Annotated in this window: 22 protein-coding genes; 6 read left to right on the top strand and 16 right to left on the bottom strand. The window is 67.5% G+C overall.

Translation table 11 applies throughout. The features are described 5' to 3' along the window. Positions 1 to 12: 12 nt before the first annotated feature. From P9A17_RS05460 to P9A17_RS05410, 11 genes are all read right to left on the bottom strand, one after another. A complete protein-coding gene (locus tag P9A17_RS05460) occupies positions 13 to 318 on the bottom strand; it encodes a type VII secretion target (RefSeq protein WP_278037567.1) in 306 nt (101 codons plus the stop codon). Positions 319 to 361: 43 nt separating this feature from the next. Continuing rightward, on the bottom strand, positions 362 to 1696 hold the full coding sequence (gene glmM / locus P9A17_RS05455) for a phosphoglucosamine mutase (protein ID WP_278037566.1): 1335 nt from the start codon (positions 1694 to 1696) through the stop codon (positions 362 to 364). Positions 1697 to 1826: 130 nt separating this feature from the next. Beyond that, positions 1827 to 2336, bottom strand: a complete 510-nt coding sequence (locus P9A17_RS05450; RefSeq protein WP_278037565.1) for a hypothetical protein — start codon at positions 2334 to 2336, stop codon at positions 1827 to 1829. A gap of 275 nt (positions 2337 to 2611) precedes the next feature. Then, positions 2612 to 3004 (bottom strand): 30S ribosomal protein S9, encoded by a 393-nt coding sequence (gene rpsI, locus P9A17_RS05445; RefSeq protein ID WP_278038613.1) that lies wholly within the window; start codon positions 3002 to 3004, stop codon positions 2612 to 2614. A 140-nt stretch (positions 3005 to 3144) separates the two neighbouring features. Next, positions 3145 to 3588 (bottom strand): 50S ribosomal protein L13, encoded by a 444-nt coding sequence (gene rplM, locus P9A17_RS05440; protein ID WP_278037564.1) that lies wholly within the window; start codon positions 3586 to 3588, stop codon positions 3145 to 3147. 156 nt (positions 3589 to 3744) lie between these two features. Then, the gene (locus tag P9A17_RS05435) at positions 3745 to 4857 is read right to left on the bottom strand and encodes a GAF domain-containing protein (protein WP_278037563.1); all 1113 of its coding nucleotides are present in this window, start codon (positions 4855 to 4857) and stop codon (positions 3745 to 3747) included. A gap of 151 nt (positions 4858 to 5008) precedes the next feature. After that, complete coding sequence (locus P9A17_RS05430; RefSeq protein ID WP_278037562.1) at positions 5009 to 5368, bottom strand: glycerol dehydratase reactivase beta/small subunit family protein; 360 nt, start codon at positions 5366 to 5368, stop codon at positions 5009 to 5011. Further along, positions 5368 to 7239, bottom strand: coding sequence for a diol dehydratase reactivase subunit alpha (locus tag P9A17_RS05425; protein WP_278037561.1), 1872 nt, complete (start codon positions 7237 to 7239; stop codon positions 5368 to 5370). The genes P9A17_RS05430 and P9A17_RS05425 overlap by 1 nt, the downstream gene beginning before the upstream one ends. Positions 7240 to 7244: 5 nt before the next feature. After that, positions 7245 to 7823: a propanediol/glycerol family dehydratase medium subunit gene (locus P9A17_RS05420; RefSeq protein WP_278037560.1), complete on the bottom strand. Its 579-nt coding sequence runs from the start codon at positions 7821 to 7823 to the stop codon at positions 7245 to 7247. Further along, entirely contained in the window at positions 7820 to 9541 is a 1722-nt protein-coding gene (locus P9A17_RS05415) for a propanediol/glycerol family dehydratase large subunit (RefSeq protein ID WP_278037559.1), read from the bottom strand. Before P9A17_RS05415 ends, P9A17_RS05420 begins: the two co-directional genes overlap by 4 nt. A gap of 14 nt (positions 9542 to 9555) precedes the next feature. Beyond that, the gene (locus tag P9A17_RS05410) at positions 9556 to 9999 is read right to left on the bottom strand and encodes a diol dehydratase small subunit (protein ID WP_278037558.1); all 444 of its coding nucleotides are present in this window, start codon (positions 9997 to 9999) and stop codon (positions 9556 to 9558) included. Positions 10000 to 10063: 64 nt separating this feature from the next. Here P9A17_RS05410 and P9A17_RS05405 point away from each other — a divergent pair, with 64 nt between their 5' ends. The 3 genes from P9A17_RS05405 (at position 10064) to cobA (ending at position 12763) form a co-directional block, all read left to right on the top strand. Next, positions 10064 to 10777, top strand: a complete 714-nt coding sequence (locus P9A17_RS05405; protein WP_278037557.1) for a (2Fe-2S)-binding protein — start codon at positions 10064 to 10066, stop codon at positions 10775 to 10777. 91 nt (positions 10778 to 10868) lie between these two features. After that, entirely contained in the window at positions 10869 to 11618 is a 750-nt protein-coding gene (locus P9A17_RS05400) for a response regulator transcription factor (RefSeq protein ID WP_278037556.1), read from the top strand. Beyond that, positions 11618 to 12763, top strand: a complete 1146-nt coding sequence (gene cobA, locus P9A17_RS05395) for a uroporphyrinogen-III C-methyltransferase (RefSeq protein WP_278037555.1) — start codon at positions 11618 to 11620, stop codon at positions 12761 to 12763. Before P9A17_RS05400 ends, cobA begins: the two co-directional genes overlap by 1 nt. On the opposite strand, the gene P9A17_RS05390 is transcribed toward cobA, so the two are convergent. Then, positions 12688 to 13398, bottom strand: a complete 711-nt coding sequence (locus P9A17_RS05390) for an MIP/aquaporin family protein (RefSeq protein WP_278037554.1) — start codon at positions 13396 to 13398, stop codon at positions 12688 to 12690. The two genes, cobA and P9A17_RS05390, sit on opposite strands and share 76 nt — an antisense overlap. A 153-nt stretch (positions 13399 to 13551) precedes the next feature. Here P9A17_RS05390 and P9A17_RS05385 point away from each other — a divergent pair, with 153 nt between their 5' ends. After that, positions 13552 to 13950 carry a heme-binding protein gene (locus tag P9A17_RS05385; RefSeq protein ID WP_278037553.1) on the top strand — a complete coding sequence of 133 codons (399 nt, stop codon included), beginning with the start codon at positions 13552 to 13554 and terminating at the stop codon, positions 13948 to 13950. Between the two features lies 1 nt (position 13951). On the opposite strand, the gene P9A17_RS05380 is transcribed toward P9A17_RS05385, so the two are convergent. Next, entirely contained in the window at positions 13952 to 14707 is a 756-nt protein-coding gene (locus tag P9A17_RS05380) for an SDR family oxidoreductase (RefSeq protein ID WP_278037552.1), read from the bottom strand. A gap of 75 nt (positions 14708 to 14782) precedes the next feature. Between P9A17_RS05380 and P9A17_RS05375 the strand changes: the two genes are divergently transcribed. Further along, a complete protein-coding gene (locus P9A17_RS05375; protein ID WP_278037551.1) occupies positions 14783 to 15409 on the top strand; it encodes a TetR/AcrR family transcriptional regulator in 627 nt (208 codons plus the stop codon). On the opposite strand, the gene glpK is transcribed toward P9A17_RS05375, so the two are convergent. Next, positions 15406 to 16923 carry a glycerol kinase GlpK gene (gene glpK, locus P9A17_RS05370; RefSeq protein ID WP_278037550.1) on the bottom strand — a complete coding sequence of 506 codons (1518 nt, stop codon included), beginning with the start codon at positions 16921 to 16923 and terminating at the stop codon, positions 15406 to 15408. The two genes, P9A17_RS05375 and glpK, sit on opposite strands and share 4 nt — an antisense overlap. 193 nt (positions 16924 to 17116) lie before the next feature. Then, positions 17117 to 18640: an aldehyde dehydrogenase gene (gene adh / locus P9A17_RS05365; RefSeq protein ID WP_278037549.1), complete on the bottom strand. Its 1524-nt coding sequence runs from the start codon at positions 18638 to 18640 to the stop codon at positions 17117 to 17119. Between the two features lie 137 nt (positions 18641 to 18777). On the opposite strand from adh, the gene P9A17_RS05360 reads away from it, so the two are divergent. Next, positions 18778 to 19314 carry a TetR/AcrR family transcriptional regulator gene (locus tag P9A17_RS05360; protein WP_278038612.1) on the top strand — a complete coding sequence of 179 codons (537 nt, stop codon included), beginning with the start codon at positions 18778 to 18780 and terminating at the stop codon, positions 19312 to 19314. Here the strand turns inward: P9A17_RS05360 and P9A17_RS05355 are convergent. Continuing rightward, positions 19286 to 20203, bottom strand: a complete 918-nt coding sequence (locus tag P9A17_RS05355) for an alpha/beta hydrolase (protein ID WP_278037548.1) — start codon at positions 20201 to 20203, stop codon at positions 19286 to 19288. The two genes, P9A17_RS05360 and P9A17_RS05355, sit on opposite strands and share 29 nt — an antisense overlap. Positions 20204 to 20229: the final 26 nt, after the last annotated feature.

Raw genomic sequence — 20229 nt, 5'->3', positions numbered from 1 at the left:
TCGGCCATCGTGCTAGCCCAGCCGCCGGGCCGCCGCAGCGTCCGAGTCCTCGTAGCGGTCGGCAGACGTCTCCAGCACCGCGGCGATCTCGGCGGCCGCTCGCGACCACTCCTGCAGCGATGCCGCCACCCCGAAGATCGTCTGCCGCAGCGCGTCGCCGTGATGGACATAGGCACGCCCTGCCGTCGCTCCCCCGAAATCGAAGTGGCTCAGGTGTTTTCGCACCGCGTCATCGACTATGGACGAGACTGCACCGAACTCCTGCGCCATCGCGCGCACCGCACCTGTGTCGACGCGCGCCGCGTCTGCCGTCCCCATATGAGATAGGACGCACGCACGCGTGCGACGGTTCCCACAGGTTTTAGCTTTCCGCGCTGACCGACTCCGCGACGCGTACCGCCATCTGCCGGGCGGTGTCCTCGTCGGCGGCTTCGACCATGACGCGCACCACCTGCTCGGTTCCCGAGGGCCGCAACAGGATTCGCCCGCTGTCGCCGAGTTCCTCTTCGACCTGGGCGACCGCGTCGCGCACCGAAGGCGCGTCGGCGACCGTCGCCTTGTCGGAGACCTCGACGTTGATGAGCACCTGAGGGAGGGTCTGCATGGGCTCGGCCAGACTGGCCAGGCTGCGTCCGGTCTGCGCCACGCGCGCCATCAGCCGCAGCCCGGTCACGATGCCGTCGCCTGTGGTACCGAAATCCGGCAGCACGATGTGGCCGGACTGTTCACCGCCGAGGGTGAAGTTGCCGGCCCGCAGTTCTTCGAGGACATAGCGGTCGCCGACGCCGGTGGTGCGGACGTCGATGTCGGCCGACCGCATGGCCAGATGCAACCCCATGTTGCTCATCACGGTGGCGACCAGGGTGTCGGATGCCAGTTCGCCGGCCTCCTGCATGGCCAGCGCGAGGACGACCATGATCGCGTCACCGTCGATGACACGGCCGTGCGCGTCCACCGCGAGGCAGCGGTCGGCGTCACCGTCGAAGGCGAGGCCGAGATCGGCGCGGTAGGAGACCACTGCGGCGCGCAGGCCGTCCATGTGGGTCGAACCGCAGCCGTCGTTGATGTTGAGACCGTCGGGCTCGGCGTGGATCGGGATGACGTTGGCGCCCGCGGCGCGAAAGGCCAGCGGTCCGGCCACCGACGCCGCACCGTGCGCGCAGTCGACGACGACGGTCAAGGAGTCCAGACGGGTGGTGGCGGCCTTCCCGGCATGACGCAGGTACCGCTCGAGAGCGTCCTCGGCGTCGAGGACGCGGCCGATGCCGGCGCCCGTCGGACGGCTGCCGGGGCCCTGGTGCACAAGCTCCTCGATGCGGTCCTCGGTGTCGTCGTCGAGTTTGTGCCCACCGGGCCCGAAGATCTTGATGCCGTTGTCGGGCATCGGGTTGTGCGAGGCGGAGATCATGACGCCGAAGTCGGCGTCATAGGCGCCCGTCAGGTACGCCACCGCCGGTGTGGGCAGGATCCCGACGCGCAGCGCGTCCACGCCCTCACTGGTGATTCCTGCAATGACAGCCGCTTCCAGCATCTCGCCGCTGGCCCGCGGATCCCGACCCACCACGGCAACGCGGTGGCGCTCCCCCGGTCTGCCGAGCCGCCGGGCCGCCGCCGCACCAAGAGCCATCGCCAATTCGGCGGAAAGTTGCTGGTTGGCGACACCGCGCACGCCGTCGGTGCCGAACAGTCGAGCCATCGTGACAACCTCTCACACGTGAGGGCCCCCGAGCTAATTGCACGCCCCCGGGTGATTATCGCCCGTTTTGGGCCGGAAACGCCTCACCGCCCGCACCCGGGCGTGGATGCGGGCGGTGAGAGTGGCTCAATCAGCCCTCTTCGCTGGGCAGCGGCACGAAGCCGCCGTCCGCGGTACCGGTGCCCTCGGGCGCGCCGAGGCCGTCACCGCTGCCGGTGTCGCCCGCGCCGTCCTCGGCGGGAGCTTCCTCAACCGGGACCTCCTCGGCCGGGGCGGCAGGCGCTTCCTCGGCAGGTGCCGGGGCGGGCGCGGCCGGAGCCGGGGCCGTTACGGACGCGTTCTGGGCGACCACCAGGTCGCCACCGGGCAGACCCGAGCACACGGTCTGCGCGCTGCCATCGCCGTCGACCTGGGTCACCAGCGCGGTGACGTCGGCAGGCACGCCGCCGCACAGGGCGCTCGCGGCAGTTGCGGCGGTATCGGCGGTCACGCTCTCCAGCAGCGTCACCTCGCCGACCGAAAGATTCACGAGACCATCCGGAGCGTCCACAGGCTGCGCCTGCGCCATTCCGAGTCCGGCGGTGAAAAGCAACGATCCACCGAGGACAGCACCCGCTGCGGCGTTCTTGACGAAGCTCATCAATCACTCCTTTGCGTTCACGAAACCACGTATTGGCTTCGGAATTGAGCGTTGCGTACGCCGCTGGGCGAATTCAAATTGCATCCCTATGTGAATGCGAAAAGGGCAATTCCCCTAATTAACTATTTGCGCATCAAACCAGCGCATGGCTCCGGACAATTTTCCTGAAATGGCCTTTATGGGACAGGTCACACTTTTCCTGTGAGGCGAAAGTCCAATGACAAACGCCCGGCCACTCGCTGGGCGAGTAGACCGGGCGTCCGTCGAAGAAACGATCAGCGCTTGCTGTACTGCGGCGCCTTACGGGCCTTCTTGAGGCCGTACTTCTTGCGCTCGATGGCACGCGGGTCACGCGTGAGGAACCCGGCGCGCTTGAGTGCGGGCCGGTCTTCCGGCTGCACCAGGATCAGCGCACGGGCGATGGCCAGACGCAGCGCGCCGGCCTGGCCCGAGGGGCCGCCACCATCGAGGTGGGCGAAGATGTCGAACTGCTCCACCCGGTCGACGGTCACCAGCGGAGCCTTGATCAGCTGCTGGTGCACCTTGTTGGGGAAGTAGTTCTCCAGGGTGCGACCGTCCAGGTTGAACTGGCCGGTGCCGGGCACCAGGCGGACGCGGACGACGGCCTCCTTGCGGCGGCCGACGGTCTGGATCGGACGGTCGATGATGACGGGCTCGCGCGGGGCCGCCTCAGACTCGGCACCGGACTCAACACCAGAATCGACGACGACGTCGGTCTCGGGAGCTTCTGCGGCCTCGGGGGCTTCTGCGGTCTCGACGCCTTCGACGTCGGTCACTTCAGTCTCGGTCACTGCGCCACCTGCTTGATCTCGAACGGAATGGGCTGCTGCGCGGCATGCGGATGCTCCGGGCCTGCGTAGACCTTCAGCTTCTTCTGGACCTGGCGCGACAGCTTGTTGTGCGGGAGCATGCCGACGATCGCGTTCTCGACGACGCGGGTCGGGTGCTTGCCCAGCAGCTCGCCCATGGTGCGCTTACGCAGGCCGCCGGGATAACCCGAGTGGCTGTAGGCGAACTTCTTGGTGAGCTTGTCGCCGCTGAGGGCGATCTTGTCGGCGTTGATGACGATGACGAAGTCACCGCCGTCGACATTCGGCGTGAACGTCGGCTTGTGCTTGCCGCGCAGCAGCTTGGCTGCTTCGACGGCGAGCCGGCCGAGCACGACGTCGGTGGCGTCGATGACGTACCACGAACGTGTGGTGTCACCCGCCTTCGGCGTGTACGTAGACACAGCGCTACCTTCTATCTTCTCGGGTGGATCCCGGGTGACCCGGGGGCCGGTCCGGCCTGCGCTGAAGGAATTCACCTCGGCGACCGGCGGGGACCCAAGGTTCCGGCGAGCCAGCGCACGCCAACGACGCAGCTTACGCGCGGATATCCGCGCAGGTCAAAACGCGGATATCCGGGACAACCGGGCGAGTAGCTCCTGGTCGCCGGATGCGACCACCGCACCGTGCACTGTGGAGCGCGACTCGACCCGCAACCGGGTGATTCCCGGGGCCGTCGAATTGGGCAGCAGCGGGCCACCATAGTGGTCCAGTGCCGTACGGACGTCGCCGGCTTCGAGGGCGCGCAACACGATGTCGAGATCGCTGGTCACGGGCTCGAGCAGGCGATACGGCTTGGACCCCACGAAGCGTGCCCCGATGGCGCGCCGCAGCCGGGTCACCTCGGCCCGTACGGTCACGACGTCGAGGTCCTCGCTGTCGAGCAGGACGGCCAGATGGTCGGCGGACAGTCCTTCGGGATGCCGGGTCAGCAGCACCAGGATGTCGGCGTGACGCGGCGCCAACGTGCTGGTCCGCGTCACTCCGGCCGCGTCGCGGGCCGTCCAGGTCGCGCGTTCGGCGCCGAGCACGGTCAGCCGCGCAGCCGAATCATCGGTCGCCGGTTCGGCCGCCGGCTCGGTCAGCCGCTGCAACGCGATGTACTTTCCGACCGCCTCCGCGGTGGCACGGACGAGCGCGAGGGTCTGCGGCGTCGCGGCCGACGAGAGACCCGTCAGATCGATGGCGCCGAGGACGACGCCGGTGGTCGGATCGAGTACCGGTGCGGCCGTGCAGCTCCACGGCTGCGCGACTCGGGAGAAGTGCTCCCACCCGCGGATCTGCACCTCCCGCCCCAGAACCAGCGAGGTCCCCGGCGCGTTGGTGCCCGCGCTGCGCTCGCTCCAATCGGCTCCGGGAAGGAAATTCATGTCCTCGGCCTTGCGGATGGCGCGGCGATGGCCCTCGACCCACAGCAGCGTTCCGCGCACATCGGTGACGGCGACCATGAAGCCGGAGTCGGTGGCGTCGTCGACGAGCAGCCTTCGGATCATCGGCATCGCTGCGGTCAGCGGGTTGTCCCGACGGAGAATTTCGAGGACGTCGTCGGTCGCCGAGCGCGGACCTTGCCGGTCCGGATCCACTCCCTTGCCGAGGCTGCGCCGCCAGCTCTCCGCGACGACACCGGGCAGCGGCAACTTGACGAGTTCGGTCGGATCCACCTGGCCCCCCACGACAAGGTCGTGTAACGCACGCACCTGCTTCTGCGGCAGGCGGTGGCGGGACACTCCGTTGAACGCGGGTTGAGGCAGCGGTGACTCCTTATGACGCGCACACTCACCGGAAACGGTAGTGGATGTTCGCGCCGTCGGGCGTCCGCGCACGTCAGAGTCGCAGCGGGATACCGACAACGATCCGCGCCGCGTTGTGTCCGGCTCTGCGCGCAAACGACGGTGTGGCCGCGCCACCCGACACGAGCCCCGGCACCGGTTCACGCAGCATTTCGTGGGCGACGCTGATCCGGCCGTCGGCATCGATGCCCACTCCGACGTCGAGACTGGAACGGCGCGCCGCTTCGCGGGCCAGGTCGTCGGCGGATGCGGCGTTGCGGGGCCGCACGACGATGCACGGCACTCCTTCTTCCTCGATGCCCGCGAGGACTTCGCGTTCAATGTCGGAGTTGACCGCGCTGCGCACCTGGATCGCGGGGGGCTCTGGCTGGCCGCCCTCAAGCACGGTGCCCATCAAACCCGGCGCTCACCTGAGGCGAACGCCTCGACCAGGCCGGAGGCGACCGCGTTGCGCGGCCCCTCGGTGCCCCGCACGTTGCCGGTTCCGCAGACGATTCCGTAGGGCGCCACGGCGTCGGCGATGAGTTGCGGGATCTCGAAATCCAACGCGCACCCTCCGAGCAGCACAACGAAGCCGATCCGGCGCAAATCCGCCGCGGGGGCGATGCTGCGCAGCGCGCGCAGCGCGTTGACGACGAACACCCGTTCTTTGGCGGTGCGGCGCACGTCGCGGATGCGGTCGAGTGAGTGCCGGGTGGGGATGGGGTTCATCAACGCGTCGCCGACCCCGCGATCGAACAGGGTCACGACCCTCGCGAACGCGGTGGACGGCAGGGGTGTCTCGAAGAACTGCGCTGTCCCGTTCTCCAGCCGGATGTGGAAGAAGCTCTCGGCCTTTCCCAGCGGAGACCGCTTGATCTCCTCGGCGAGCTCGAGGTTCTCCAAACCGAGTTCGGAGTCGATGAGCTTCGTGACGAGATCTCCGGCACCGGCGAGGTGGACGGCGTCGATGACGCCGTCGGTGCCGATCACCGCGGCGTCGGTGGAGCCGCCGCCCATGTCGAGCACCACGAGCGGACGGTCGGTGCCGGGCGTGGTCAGCGCGCCGCGCACCGCCATCTCGGCCTCCACTCCACCGACCACGGCGCTGACCCGCTCCGCGCCGGCGATCCGCAGACGCTCGGCGATCGCGTCGGCGACCGCCTGCATGCCGCTCTCTCTGGTCCGCACCATCGCAGCGAGCGCCACCGCATTCTCCAGTGCGACTTCGCCTGCCACCCCGCCGCGCACCTCCTGCGGGACCTGCGTGTCGATCGCGAGCAGGTCGGTGATCTTGACGTCGCGGATCTCATGCTTGGACAGGTCGGCCATGTTCTGGCGCACGTTCGCGATCATTCCGCCGGCGTTGGTCCCGGACTCCCCCACGACGTCGACCAACGGACCGACGCGCTCCACCTCGGCCATGATGTCGCGTGCGCCACGCGAGACATCCACCGAGACAACCCTGTTCGGGCCGACGAGCTCCAGTGAGCCTGCCGGGATGGCCCGGTCGGCCACATCGCCGGAGGGCGTGCGGACGACGACGGCGGACCGGTTGCCCGTCAGCGCCCGCGCCACCGGGGAGACCACTCGCGTCTGGTCGGCATCCAACCCGAAGATGGTGGCCAGGCCATACGCGTTGGACAGCGTGCGGATCGACTGGCCCGGCGCCACCACCTCGACGGCGGCGAGCATGCCTCTCGGGACGGCGTCGATGCGCGAGACCTCGTCGATGATCGGGATCCGCGTACTCAGGCGGTTCGACACCAGGACGGCGTCGTCGTTGCCGAGGATCGCGGCCGCCACCTCCACACCGCGGCCCACCGCGGCCTCGATTCCGGCGGCGGCGTCCTCGAAGTCGATGCCCTTGGGCACCAAGGCGATTACCGGTTCGGTGGCAGTCCGCTCGGCCAACGATGCGAAGTCGACGATCACCCCGACACCGAGGCCGCGCCCGCCCGGCGTCCTCGGGTCGTGGCCGATCATCGTCGACTCGGTGATGATGGTCTCGGTGATCGTCTCCATGGCCAGGCCGCTGATCACCGGGGTCGCCTCGTTCAGCAGGACGACGTCCAGGTCGGCAAGGGCGACGCGGGCGTCCTCGAGCGCCCGGGTGACCGCCTTGAGCACACCGTCGACGTTCTTGACGGTCCCCTTGATGCCCGTCGTGTGGGTCAGCGCGACACCGATGTAGTGGACCGATCCGTCCGAATCGACCCGCGCGACACTGGCTTCCGTGGTCGAGTTGCCGATGTCGACCCCGACGACGATCCGTTCCGCAGTCACCACTGTCAGGAGAACACAGCTTTCACCTCGAGCGGCTTCGCCCCCTTGACGATCTGCTCGGTCTCCTTGAGGTGCAGCAGCGCCGCCTTGGCCTGCCACCGCGGGCGTGCCATCTGGTCGTTCAGCGTGGGAACCGGTTGCGGCGAATCGCCTTTCGCATACTGCGCGGCGTTGGAGCCGATGCTGCGGTAGGTCTCCAGGGTGAGCAGCGGGCACTGCGGGAACAGTTCCAGGCTCGACAGGCGGGGCAGGTCGCGCTGGTGGATCATCGACGTCCCCCGGGAGAGGATGCCGATACCGATCCCCGACCCGGACAGTTTGGCGGCCGTATGCGCCACCACCGCGAGGTCGGAGCTGTGCCGCACCCGCACGATGCGCATCGCGACCTCCTGCTCCTCGATGCCGGCCAGGATCTGCCGCAACACCTCACCGTGAGACACGTTGACGATCGTCTGGCTGAAGAAATCGGCGAACGCGGGCGACACCCCGATCACGACCTCGTCGGAGCGAGATCCCCGCTCGGCGGGCCCGACCTCGTCGAACGTGACGGTCCGCTGCTCGGTCTCTGTTGTCGCCACGCTCATTCCACCTCTTCTTCCGGATTCGACGCACTGGTCACGTGCCGCAGCCGCTTCATCTCTTCCCACCGTTTGCCCGATGGGCGGTAGCCGGTGCCGGGACCCAGATAATCGTTGTCGTCGTTGACCGCCGACAGCGGAGTGAAGTCGGGCGTCATGATCGCCGAGGTCTGCAGCATGTCACCGGAAACTCGTTGCCGCAGAACCGACAACAGATTCGACGCCATGTCCGAGAAGCCCGTCGCGTCGAGCGCCTTGACCAGGTCCAGACCCGTGATTCCGCGGTCCATGACCTGCTGGGCGCCCTTGAGGTCTTCCAGCACATCGCGCGGGATCAGATCGCGGGATCCGTTGGCGTACACCGCCGCATCGATCTCCGCATCGGTGATCGCGGGCAGGTCCAGATAGCCGAAGACCGCCTGCAGCGCCTTGGCCGCCCTCATGCGCACTTCGAGGATCTCGGACTCCCTGACGTGCCGAAGGCCGCCGTCGATCTGGAGATCACGCTGGATCGTGTTGAAGTCGTCGAAGTCGTCGCTGTCGACGTTCGAACCGGCGAACATGTTGTCGTAGTTCGGCGTCGCCGAGTAGCCGGAACAGACGAAGTCCGTCCCCGGCATCATCTGGGGCATCAGACGCGCCGTCCGCCGCATCGGCGAGTGCGAGAACGACTGATCGTTACCCGAGGCGCATTCGAGGTCAAGCGCGGAAGCGATCATGTTCTCCGCCGCGACGGCCCGGATGCCCGCGGGGACCGCGCCCGGCACACCGATGCAGGAGATGGAGCCGTTCTGCAGCCCCTGCACGCCGGCACCCTTCGTCACCATGATGCAGCGAATTTCCAGGTACAGCATGGACTTTCCCTGCGCGTTGCCCATCTGCACCTCGGATCCGGTGCCGGAGGTGAACCGCATCTTGATACCGCGCGACGCGTAGGCGGCCGCCAGAAACGCCTTCGACCACGGGGTGTCGTCACCGTCGACGAAGACGGGTTCGGTGCCGTAGACCGAGATCGTCTCCGCGTAGCCGGTGATGCCGCGCATGCCGAGTTCGAGTTCGGTTGCCTCTTCCAGCGCGCACTGCGTCATCGGTCCGCCGGGGTTGACCTGGCCGCCGATCTGCAGCGCCATCGCCACCAGCGGCGCGTACCGCACCACACCGAGAGTTGTTTCCACCTCGGCGAATCCGCGGATGGCGGCCTCGGCCGCCTCGCACACGACCTGCAGCGGATTGTCGCGGGCACTGGTGCAGTGCGCCTGGTTGGCGGGCGTACGCCGGGCCCGCATCTTCTGCATGCCCATCATGATCTCGACGATGTTCATCGTCTTGGCGACCTCGAGCAGCTTGGCTGCGGTGAGCCCACGGGTGATGTCGATGACCTCGGCACGAGAGACATTGGGATCGACCAGCATTCGGGCTATCTCGACGGCCGGTATCGCCATCGACGCCTCGGTGGTCTCGATGTCGATCGCTTTGTCCGCGATGAACTGGTCGATGAAGTCGAAGTCGGCGCGGGCGGTCCCGTCCATCTCGACGATCACGCCGTTCTCGACGCGGACGCTCGGCTGGGGGTCGAACGCGCTGTCGAGGGCCACCATGCCGACCTCGGGCCACTCCTCGACGAACCCGTCGAGGTTGACCGGTCGGCTTTCAAGGGCTTCGGTCCGCAGGGACCGGCGGGTGCCGTCGGTCGAAGACCGCTGGGGCGCTTCTGCGGCAGTCATTACCTTTGTCTCTCCTATTCGCTCGTCGCCAGAATGTCGCGGCGCTCGTAGACGTCTGCCGCCTCGCGCACCAACTCGGCCAGAAGTTCAGCTCCGTACTGCGAAGAGAGCTCGTCGGCGATCGACTCGAGCTCCTCCTTCGTCGACGCGTTCGGCCGCAACGCGTTATAGATCTGCAGCACCCGCTCGTCGGAGATCGCCGTCATCTCCGCGGCCCGGCGCAGGTTGGCGCCGAGTTGCACGCGCCCGGACTTCTCCGAGATCTGCGCCTGCAACCGCAGTGTCTCCGGTGAGATCCGCAGATCCGCAGCCTCGATGTCGCCCGCGACGACAGCGGACATCGTGATGGCGTCGATCGGCTTTCCCGTCGGCGTGCGCAGCAGATCGCCGCGATTGACGCTCAACGGATAGTCCACGGCAGGGTCGAGGTCGGGTTCTTGCATGGCGGATTCGTGCATGGCCACAGTGTGGCTCCCGTCACGTTGCACCGACGTTGCAGTTTTCGTCTACCGTGATCGACCCATGGAGCGCCGACCGTTTCCGGGACGAGTCGAGCGGCTCGGCGAGTACTTCACGCTCACCGAACCGCATGGCGCGGGGTGGCGGCCGATGGCCGAGCTCGATGACGACACCGTCTGGCAGGGCCTAGTGGCCGGAACCCGCCGCGCCATCGCAATTTACGCGAAAGTCGAATCCACGGCCGTGCCGGCGCGGGTCGCCGCATCGTCGTTGCACCTGTCGACGGCATCGCGACTCCTCTCGCCGGTCATCGGCACATTCGCCGTCGGAGCAGGGATTCCCTTGCTGACCGCAGACGTGCTCCGCTGGCGCACCGTCGGTCACTCCGTGCACTTCGCGGCCAGTGCACCGGCATGGCGCGACGCCCTCGATTCTCGCGCCGCCGCCGACCTCATCGACGGGTCGCTGGTGGCGTCGGTGCTGGCCCCGATCATCGATCGGTTGAGCGCGGTGACGGCGCTGTCGACCAAGGTGATGTGGGGAAACCTGATGTCGGCGGCCAACGGGGCCGTCACGGTGATGGGCCTGTCGGACTCCGAATTGGCATCTGCGGGGCAGACATTGGTGCGCTCAATGCTGGAACTGCCACACTTCGAGGGCACGGCGACGCTGACCGGATCGACGTTCCGGCGCCGCAACTGCTGCCTGTTCTACCTCGCGCCGGGCGGAGGCCTCTGCGGCGACTGCGTGCTGAACGAGGCGAGGGCGTCACACTGACCCACCGGAGTGGATCTGGTCTCATTGCAACGTCGATGCAACGCGACGCTGGCTAGCATTCACCCCCGCCGACCGACCGACGGAGTCACAGATGAGCCTGTCCCACCCGGGATATGCAGCACCGCTGGATATCGATCGCCATCCGCGTCCCCGGGTGAGCGCCAAGATCGGTTCCGCGCGAACAGGTTTCGGGAATCTTCGCCGACGCCGCACCGCGGTGCTGATGGATGACGAACTGCTGCGCCACGGCGTGGTCCACATGATGGCTCGCACCGATGCGGTGCAACTCGTCGCCGACATGCGGCCGGGTCCCGACGCGGTGGCGCGGCTGCGCGATCTCCGGCCGGAGCTGCTGGTGCTCGGCTCCGACAGCGGAGCGCGGCTGGCCGAACTCCTCGACGGACTGGCGCCGCGGCCCAGCGTGATCGTCGTCGTCGACACCCAGGACTCGCACTTCGATCCTGTCGCGCTGATCCGCTCCGGCGCCGACGGTCTCATCGACCGCCGCTCACCGTCAGGGGAACTGCTCGTCACGTTGATGCGGGTCGTCAACGGGCACCCGGCGCTGGACTCGGCGAGCACCGACGCCATCGTCGCCCGGCTGCGCACCAACGATCCTTCGCTTGAGTCGGCAGACATGCCCGCGCTGACGCGGCGCGAGCGCGAGGTACTTGGCCTGGTCACCGACGGCCACGACAACCGTACGATCGCCCGCCACCTCTTCATCAGCGAGGCGACAGTGAAGTTCCACCTGCACAACATCATGGCCAAGTTCGGTGTGCACAAACGTGCGGCGCTCGTCGCGACGGCACTGCGGGGTAACTGGAGCAGCGCGCCCTGATGTCAGCCGTTCCCGTCGACCTGCCGGTCCGCGGCCACCCGGTAGTAGTCGCAGGATCCGCGCCTCGGGCCATCGCGGTGACGGCTTCACTGCTGGATGCCGGTGCGACCGTCACGGTGGCCACCGCCGATCCGACGCCCTACTTCGACGACCTTGCCGCGCGAGGGTTGGTGACACTGCATCGTCGCGATCTCGTCGAGGGCGACATCGATTCGGCCGCAATCGTATTCGCGCACACCGGCGATCCGTCCCAGGACCGGCTGATCCGCAAACTGGCGCTGGTGCGCCGACGATTCTGCGTCCTCGATCCGGACGACTCGGGCAGCGCGCCGCCGACCGAGGGCACCGGACGGGTCATCCTCGTCGGTGGCGGTCCCGGCGACCCCGGCCTGCTGACCGTCGCGGGCCGCGACGCGCTGGCACGCGCACACGTCATCGTCACCGACCGGCTCGCCCCGGTCGGGGTGCTGGCCGGGATCGCGCCGCACGCGACGATCATCGATGTGTCCAAGATCCCCGGCGGCAGACGTACCGAACAGAAGACGATCAACGAGCTGCTGGTCGAACACGCCGCCATGGGGCGCACCGTGGTGCGCTTCAAGGGCGGCGACGGCTTCGTCTTCGGCAGAGGCGGCGAGGAACGCGACCACTGCGAGCGGGTGGGCATTCCCGTCGACGTGATCCCTGGCGTGAGCTCGTCGATCGCGGCGCCCGCCTCGGCTCGCATCCCGGTCACCCATCGCGGCCTCACCCAGGGGTTCACCGTGATCACCGGGCACGTCCCGCCGGGACATCCGGAATCAACCATCGACTATGCCGCTCTCGCCCGGTCCAACACCACGCTGATCCTGATGATGGCCGTGGCCAACCTGGGTGCCATCGCCGGTGAGTTGATCACCGCCGGAATGGATCCCGACACCCCGGCCGCGGGCGTCGCCGACGGCTGCTTGCCGTCGCAGCGCGTGGTGCGCGCGACCGTGAGCACGATAGCCGCGGCCGCCTCGGCGGCAGACATCCGCCCGCCGGCCACGACGATCATCGGCCAGGTGGCCGCGTTCGCCGCCGAGCGTCAGGCCAGTGCACCGGCGAGCAGCGCCGCCAACGCCGCACCGACGAGCGGACCGAAGACCGGCACCCACGAGTAGGACCACACCGCATCGCCTTTGCCCTTGATCGGCAACAGCGCGTAGGCGATTCGCGGCCCGAGGTCACGCGCGGGGTTGATCGCATAACCGGTGGGACCACCCAGACCGAAGCCGATGGCCATGATCACGAAGGTCACGCCTGCGTAGCCCAGCGTGTTGTTGATCTCGGGCGTGGTCAGCACCCACAGGATCAACACGAACGTCGCGATCACCTCGGTGGCGAAGTTCCAGCCGATGCCCTTGATCGCCGGGGCGGTGCAGAAGATGCCCCGGGTGCCGGAGTTGTCCTCGTTGGCGTCGAACTGCAGTTTGAACACCACCCAGGCCAACGTGGCACCCACGATGGCACCGAGCATCTGCCCGGCCCAGTAGAACGGGACGGCCCCCCACGGCAGATCGCCGCTGATCGCGACAGCCAAGGTGACCGCCGGATTGATATGCGCACCAGACGGACTGGCGATGCTGGCCGCGGTGAACACACCGAAGCCCCAGCCCAGCACGATCACCAGCCAGTTCCCGCCACCACCGTGTGAGAACGAGTTCGGCAGCACCACCGCAGCCACCGACCCGCTGCCGATGAGGATGAGAACCGCGGTGCCGATGAACTCCCAGATGAAGAAGTCGGTGTAGGACACTGGCCAACCTTCCTGAAGGTGCGATTTCATTCAGTGTTCGCGCCCGGAAGGCGAAAAAGGTTGTGCCGTGCTATCTCCCAACCCCTAACTGTCCTACACCCTGAGCATTCGGATAGGTTGTGGCCATAATCACCCAGGGAATACCATGAGCCCATGACTTCCCTGCCGTTGGCCAAGGCCCAGAACATCATTGACGCGGCGATCGCCAAGGCGAACGAGATCGGCCAGCCGATGAACATTGCCGTGGTCGACGACGGCGGTCACCTGATCGCCTTCGCCCGCATGGACGGAGCCATCAAGGCCAGCATCGACATCTCGACCCGCAAGGCGCGCACATCGATCCTGATGAACGCCCCCACTGCCGCCCTGTCGGACCTGGTGCAGCCGGGCGCTGAACTCTATGGGCTGGAACAGCTTTCGGGCGGTCTGGTGATCTTCGGCGGTGGAATCCCGCTCGAGATCGACGGCACGGTCGTGGGCGCCATCGGCGTCAGCGCCGGCAGCGTCTCCCAGGACGTCGCCGTCGCCGAGGCCGGGGTGGCTGCCCTTTGAGTCAGACCTGACTGGCTCCACCGTCGACGTAGATTTCTGAGCCGGTCATGAACGTGCTGCCGTCGGAGGCGAGAAACGTGATCACACTTCCGATTTCCTGCGGGTGGGCACGGCGCTTCATGGGGATCGACGCGGTCAGGTTCGCGAGTCCATCCTCTGCACCGGCGAAAAGGCCCGCGAGCCCGGGCGTCTCCGTGACCCCGGGGGCAACGACGTTGACGCGGATCCCTCGGTCCACCAGTTCCGCGGCCCAGCTCCGGCCCAGCGACCGGATCGCGGCCTTGGACGCGGCATAGACACTCGTCCCCGGCGCCGCCTTCACGTCACCCGCGGATCCGCAGAGGATGACCGATGCGCCCTCGTCGAGCAGCGGAAGGATCGTCTGCACCGTGAAGATGATGCCGCCGACGTTGGTGTTGAACGTCGTGGAGTAATGCTCCCAGCTGAGATCTCCGAGCGCCGCCACCTCGGCGATGCCGGCGTTGGCGAAGAGGATGTCGAGTCTGCGCCCGGTCGCCTCTATGGTCGACGCGACCCGGTCCAGGTCGGACTGCTCGGTCACGTCGGCACGAATGAAAGCGGCTCGCTCCTCACCGATCTCGGCCTGGATCTCGGCGGCGGCGTGCTCGAGCGCATCCTGGCGGCGCCCGACCAGGAAGACGTAAGCACCTTCGCGGGCGAGCGCCCGGGCCGCTTCGCGGCCGATCCCTGACGTCGCCCCGGTGACGAGCGCGGTCTTTCCTGTCAATGACGACACGTGGTCCTCCAGTTTTGTACCGATCGGTTGCGCAGCCGACACTACCAGTTTTGTACCGTTCGGTAGGATCGGGCCATGAGCGCAGAACCTCGGAGCGTGAAAGGCAGGCCGCGCGCATTCGACGAAGACGACGCGCTCGATCGCGCCACCGAGGTGTTTTGGCGCCTCGGCTTCGAGGGGGCATCGATGGCCGAGCTGACCCAGGCCATGGGCATCAACAAACCGAGCCTGTACCAGGCGTTCGGCAGCAAAGAGGAACTCTTCGTGCGCGCCCTGCAGCGGTACCGGCTCTCCTATTTCGACCGCCTCACGACGCTGCTCGCGCAGCCCACCGCCTACGGCATCGTCGAGTCCTATTTGCGCGCGACGGCGAACGCCGTCCGCGCGGGAGCGGTACCGGGGTGCCTGTCGATCCAGGGCGGGCTGTCCTGCGCGCCGACCAATGCGCGCATACCCGAGATGCTCGCCCAGTACCGCCACGGCATCGAGGACGCCATCGCCGCCGCACTGGCAAGCTGCGAGGATGCCGAAGCGGGCATCGACACCGCAGCGTTGGCGGGATACGCGGTGACGATCGGTCAGGGCCTCGCCGTGGACGCCGCCGGCGGCGCATCGCAGCCCAGGCTGGACGCCGTCGTCGACGTCGCTCTGGCAGGGCTCGCGAAACTCCTTGCCCCCCAGTCAGAAAGACGGGGACGCTAGTCGACGTCGACCCAGTCCAGTGTCCGCTGGACCGCCTTCTGCCATCCGGCGTAGCCCTGCGTCCGCTGCTCCTCGCTCCACTGCGGGGACCAGCGCTTGTCCTCCTGCCAGTTGGCACGCAGCTCGTCTTCGTCTTTCCAGAAGCCGACCGCCAGCCCCGCCGCATACGCCGCGCCGAGCGCAGTCGTCTCGGCCACAACGGGTTTCACGACGTCGGTACCGATCACGTCGGCCTGGATCTGCATGCACAGTTCGTTGGCGGTGATGCCCCCGTCCACCTTGAGCACCTCGAGGTGCACACCACTGTCGGCCTCCATGGCGTCGACGACGTCGCGCGTCTGGTAGCAGATGGATTCCAGGGTGGCGCGCGCGAGATGCGCGTTAGTGTTGAACCGGGACAGCCCGACGATCGCACCGCGCGCGTCGGAACGCCAGTAGGGAGCGAACAGTCCGGAGAACGCCGGCACGAAGTAGACGCCGCCGTTGTCCTCAACCTGGCGGGCCAGCGACTCGCTCTGGGAGGCGCCGCTGATGATGCCCAACTGATCGCGCAGCCACTGCACTGCCGAACCGGTCACAGCGATCGAACCCTCAAGGGCGTAAACAGGTTTCGCGTCGCCGAAGCGGTAGCAGACCGTCGTGAGCAGGCCGTGCTCGGAGCGCACGATCTTCTCACCGGTGTTGAGGAGAAGGAAGTTTCCGGTTCCGTAGGTGTTCTTGGCCTCCCCCGCCGACAGACACACCTGGCCCACCATGGCGGCCTGCTGATCGCCGAGGATTCCCGTCAGCGGGATCTCGGCGCCCAGCGGCCCATCCGACCGTGTCACGCCGTAGGCCTCCGGCGCCGACGACGAGGCGATCTCCGGCAGCATCTGCCGCGGAATCCCGAAGAACCCCAACAGTTCCTCGTCCCAGTCCAGCGTCTCCAGGTTCATCAGCATCGTGCGGCTGGCGTTGGTCACGTCGGTGACGTGCACACCGCCCCGCGGACCGCCGGTCAGGTTCCACAGCACCCACGTGTCGCAGGTGCCGAAGATCGCGTCGCCCCGCTCGGCGGCTTCGCGGACACCGTCGACGTTCTCCAGGATCCACTGCACCTTGCCGCCCGAAAAATACGTGGCCGGCGGCAGCCCCGCCTTCGTCCTGATGACGTCACCGCGGCCGTCGCGGTCCAATGCGGAGGCGATGCGGTCGGTTCTGGTGTCTTGCCACACGATGGCGTTGTAGTACGGGCGGCCCGTCTTGCGGTCCCACACCAGCGCCGTCTCCCGCTGGTTCGTGATACCCAGCGCGACGATGTCCTCGGTGGAGAGCTTGCCCTTGTTCAGCGCGGTCTGGAGCACCGAGGCGGTGCGTTCCCAGATCTCGACCGGATTGTGCTCGACCCAACCGGCTTTCGGAAGGATCTGTTCGTGCTCGAGTTGATGCCGGGCGACCTCGCGGCCGGCGTGGTCGAACACCATGGCCCTGGTGCTGGTCGTTCCCTGGTCGATAGCCGCTACGAAATCGCCCATGTACCAACTCCTTTGTGAGTACGCACTGTCCACCTGCGTTCCTTGCCGAACCTACCGACCGCAGGACTCCCGCATGAGAGGTCTGACCCTCACCTGACCGAATGATCAGGGTCACCCACCCTCGAATGCACAAACTCGCACGGACCAAGGGGGGTCCGTGCGAGTCTGCGGCTGATGAGCTGAGGCTTGGGAATCAGAAGAATCCGAGGGCCTGGTCGCTGTAGCTCACCAGCAGGTTCTTCGTCTGCTGGTAGTGGTCGAGCATCATCTTGTGGTTCTCGCGGCCGATGCCGGACTGCTTGTAGCCACCGAACGCGGCGTGCGCGGGGTACTGGTGGTAGCAGTTCGTCCACACCCGGCCGGCCTTGATGTCGCGGCCCGCGCGGTAGGCGGTGTTGCCGTCGCGGCTCCACACGCCGGCGCCGAGGCCGTACAAGGTGTCGTTGGCGATGCTGATCGCGTCGTCGTAGTCGGTGAACGACGTGACGGCCACGACGGGCCCGAAGATCTCCTCCTGGAAGACCCGCATCTTGTTGTTGCCGGTGAAGATCGTCGGCGCCACGTAGTAGCCGCCGTTGAGGTCGCCGCCGAGCTGGGCGCGCTCGCCGCCGGTGACGACCTGCGCACCTTCGCTCTTGCCGATCTCGATGTAGGACAGGATCTTCTCGAGCTGATCGTTGGACGCCTGCGCGCCGATCATCGTCTCGGTGTCCAGCGGGTCGCCCTGGCGGACGGCCTTGGTGCGGATGGCGGCCAGCGCCAGGAACTCGTCGTAGATGTCGGCCTGGATCAGCGACCGCGACGGGCAGGTGCAGACCTCACCCTGGTTGAGGGCGAACATCGTGAAGCCCTCGAGCGCCTTGTCCTGGTAGTTGTCCGCCTGAGCGAGCACATCGCTGAAGAAGATGTTGGGGCTCTTGCCGCCGAGCTCCAGAGTCACCGGGATCAGGTTCTGCGAGGCGTACTGCATGATCAGCCGGCCGGTGGTGGTCTCACCGGTGAACGCGATCTTGGCGATCCGGTTGGACGACGCGAGCGGCTTGCCCGCCTCGACACCGAAGCCGTTGACGACGTTGACCACGCCGGCGGGCAGCAGGTCGCCGATGATCTCCATCAGGTACAGGATCGAGGCGGGAGTCTGCTCGGCCGGCTTGAGGACGACGGCGTTGCCTGCGGCCAGCGCGGGGGCCAGCTTCCACACCGCCATCAGGATCGGAAAGTTCCACGGGATGATCTGCCCGACGACGCCGAGCGGCTCATGGAAGTGGTAGGCCACGGTGTCGGCGTCGACCTCCGACAGCGAGCCCTCCTGCGCACGGATGCAACCGGCGAAGTAGCGGAAGTGATCGACGGCCAGCGGGATGTCGGCGTTCAGCGTCTCGCGGATCGGCTTGCCGTTGTCCCACGATTCGGCCAGCGCGATCGACTCGAGGTTTTCCTCGATGCGGTCGGCGATCTTGTTGAGGATCACGGCGCGCTCGGCGGCCGAGGTCTTGCCCCAGGCGGGCGCGGCTGCGTGGGCGGCGTCCAGGGCCTTGTCGATGTCGCTCTCGTCGGAACGCGCGACCTCGGTGAACGGCTGGCCGGTCACGGGTGTCGGGTTCTCGAAGTAGCGTCCGGCGTTCGGCGCGACCCACTGGCCGCCGATGAAGTTGTCGTAGCGGGGCTTGAACGACATCAGGGCGCCGTCAGCCCCGGGGCGGGCGTACACAGTCATGGTGAGTCTCCTGCTCGTGTGGTGTGCGTCACTGAACCTACGGCCCCAACCGTTGCAGCGCAGTTGCACGGTTGGGCAGACTTGCACCCATCGACCAGAACCGCCGCACGCCCCGCCAGCAGCGCTCCCGCGACACGGTGAACACGCTGGTGGAGGCGGCCGCGCAGGTGTTCTCGCGCGAAGGCGTCACCGCGACGACCAACCGCATCGCCGATCGGGCAGGTCTGTCGATCGGCACGCTGTACCAGTACTTCCCCGACAAGCTGGCGCTGCTGCGGGCGGTGGCCGAGCGGCATGTGCGCGACGCCGATGGGCGGCTGACGCCGATGTTCGCGCAACTACGGGACGAGGCGCCCCCGTTCGAGAGGACCATGCGGCTGTTTCTGGAGGCGCTGGTCGATCTGCACGCCGACCAGCCGGGACTGCACGCACTGTTACACCGCCTCGTGCAGCCGACGCTGGAGCAGCTCGACGAGATGCGCGGCTTCGAGGACAGGATCTGCGACGAGGTCGCGTTTCACCTCAAGCGGTGCGACCGCGGGGGTGACGACCTGGAGCTGACGGCGCGCACGCTGGTGCACACGATCGACGCCCAACTACACCGGGTGCTGACACGCCACGCGCTCACGGTCGACGCGCTGATGGTCACGGTCGACCGGCTTGCACCTGGCTGAGCACGGTCCGCATCGCGTCACGTAGTTGCGTCAGGCCCGGCTCCTCGATCGGGAAGTGGCCACAGTTCTCCAGCATCACCAGTTCGGTGCGTGCCGAAATACGTTGCATGAAGCGGATACTCAGTTCGGGTGGGGTCCACTTGTCGGCGGCGGGCGCGACGAGGGTGACGGGCGCGCCGCGGTACTGCTCGGGGACGGTGTGCGTATACGTCATGAAGCTCGACAGGAAGCCCAGCGGTGCGCTGCCTCCGCCTCCGCGGGGATCGGACGCGCACAGCTGCGACAGCCGCGGATCGTTGCTCATGTTGTCCATGTCTTCGAGCCAGCGCAGTGGCACCCGAAGGCGGCCGAGGACCGGTGTGAGCGCGGGAAGCAGATGCGGGGCGGATCTGCCCATCCACGGGTAGCGGGTCGCAGCGGCGCGGGCGGCGGAGTCGCGCATGTCGAGCAGGCAGGTCGCGACGACAGCCGCGATGTCACGAGTGCGGGCGGCCACCTCGTAGGCGAGCATTCCCCCCATGCTGGCGCCGAAGAGGATGAGCGGCCGCGGATCTCGCGTTCTTTCGGCACGGACGAGGTCGCTGAGCAGGTCGACCCAGTCGTCGTAGCGGACGCGCGACGCGTCGGCGGGGACGGTGTCGCCGAACAGCGGCAAGTCCGGCGCGAAGACTTCGAAGCCCTCGTCGGCGGCCATTCCCGAGACGGGCCACAGCGCGCCGCTGTGCCCGCCGCCGCCGTGGATGACCATCGCGCGCACCGCCGCCTCGGGGGCCTGAGAGCGCGCGATGTGGACGTGGGTGTCCCGCCACTGCCACCAGGTGCTGACGGGCGGGATGAGGTTGTCGGTGTATGCGGCGGGCAGGAACTCGGCGTACGCGCGGTAATCCATGCCTCAATCGTGGAACTGGTTGCAGC

The organism is Mycobacterium sp. 236(2023) (assembly GCF_029623955.1).
GTDB lineage: Bacteria > Actinomycetota > Actinomycetes > Mycobacteriales > Mycobacteriaceae > Mycobacterium.
This window is presented reverse-complemented; position numbering and strand designations above follow the sequence as displayed.

Bases quoted from the DNA above. Each gene is read 5' to 3' on its own strand.
- P9A17_RS05460 (WP_278037567.1), bottom strand. From the start codon at position 318: ATGGGGACGGCAGACGCGGCGCGCGTCGACACAGGTGCGGTGCGCGCG.
- glmM (WP_278037566.1), bottom strand. From the start codon at position 1,696: ATGGCTCGACTGTTCGGCACCGACGGCGTGCGCGGTGTCGCCAACCAG.
- P9A17_RS05450 (WP_278037565.1), bottom strand. From the start codon at position 2,336: ATGAGCTTCGTCAAGAACGCCGCAGCGGGTGCTGTCCTCGGTGGATCG.
- P9A17_RS05430 (WP_278037562.1), bottom strand. From the start codon at position 5,368: ATGGGCACCGTGCTTGAGGGCGGCCAGCCAGAGCCCCCCGCGATCCAG.
- P9A17_RS05420 (WP_278037560.1), bottom strand. From the start codon at position 7,823: ATGAGCGTGGCGACAACAGAGACCGAGCAGCGGACCGTCACGTTCGAC.
- P9A17_RS05415 (WP_278037559.1), bottom strand. From the start codon at position 9,541: ATGACTGCCGCAGAAGCGCCCCAGCGGTCTTCGACCGACGGCACCCGC.
- P9A17_RS05410 (WP_278037558.1), bottom strand. From the start codon at position 9,999: ATGCACGAATCCGCCATGCAAGAACCCGACCTCGACCCTGCCGTGGAC.
- P9A17_RS05405 (WP_278037557.1), top strand. From the start codon at position 10,064: ATGGAGCGCCGACCGTTTCCGGGACGAGTCGAGCGGCTCGGCGAGTAC.
- P9A17_RS05400 (WP_278037556.1), top strand. From the start codon at position 10,869: ATGAGCCTGTCCCACCCGGGATATGCAGCACCGCTGGATATCGATCGC.
- cobA (WP_278037555.1), top strand. From the start codon at position 11,618: ATGTCAGCCGTTCCCGTCGACCTGCCGGTCCGCGGCCACCCGGTAGTA.
- P9A17_RS05385 (WP_278037553.1), top strand. From the start codon at position 13,552: ATGACTTCCCTGCCGTTGGCCAAGGCCCAGAACATCATTGACGCGGCG.
- P9A17_RS05375 (WP_278037551.1), top strand. From the start codon at position 14,783: ATGAGCGCAGAACCTCGGAGCGTGAAAGGCAGGCCGCGCGCATTCGAC.
- glpK (WP_278037550.1), bottom strand. From the start codon at position 16,923: ATGGGCGATTTCGTAGCGGCTATCGACCAGGGAACGACCAGCACCAGG.
- adh (WP_278037549.1), bottom strand. From the start codon at position 18,640: ATGACTGTGTACGCCCGCCCCGGGGCTGACGGCGCCCTGATGTCGTTC.
- P9A17_RS05355 (WP_278037548.1), bottom strand. From the start codon at position 20,203: ATGGATTACCGCGCGTACGCCGAGTTCCTGCCCGCCGCATACACCGAC.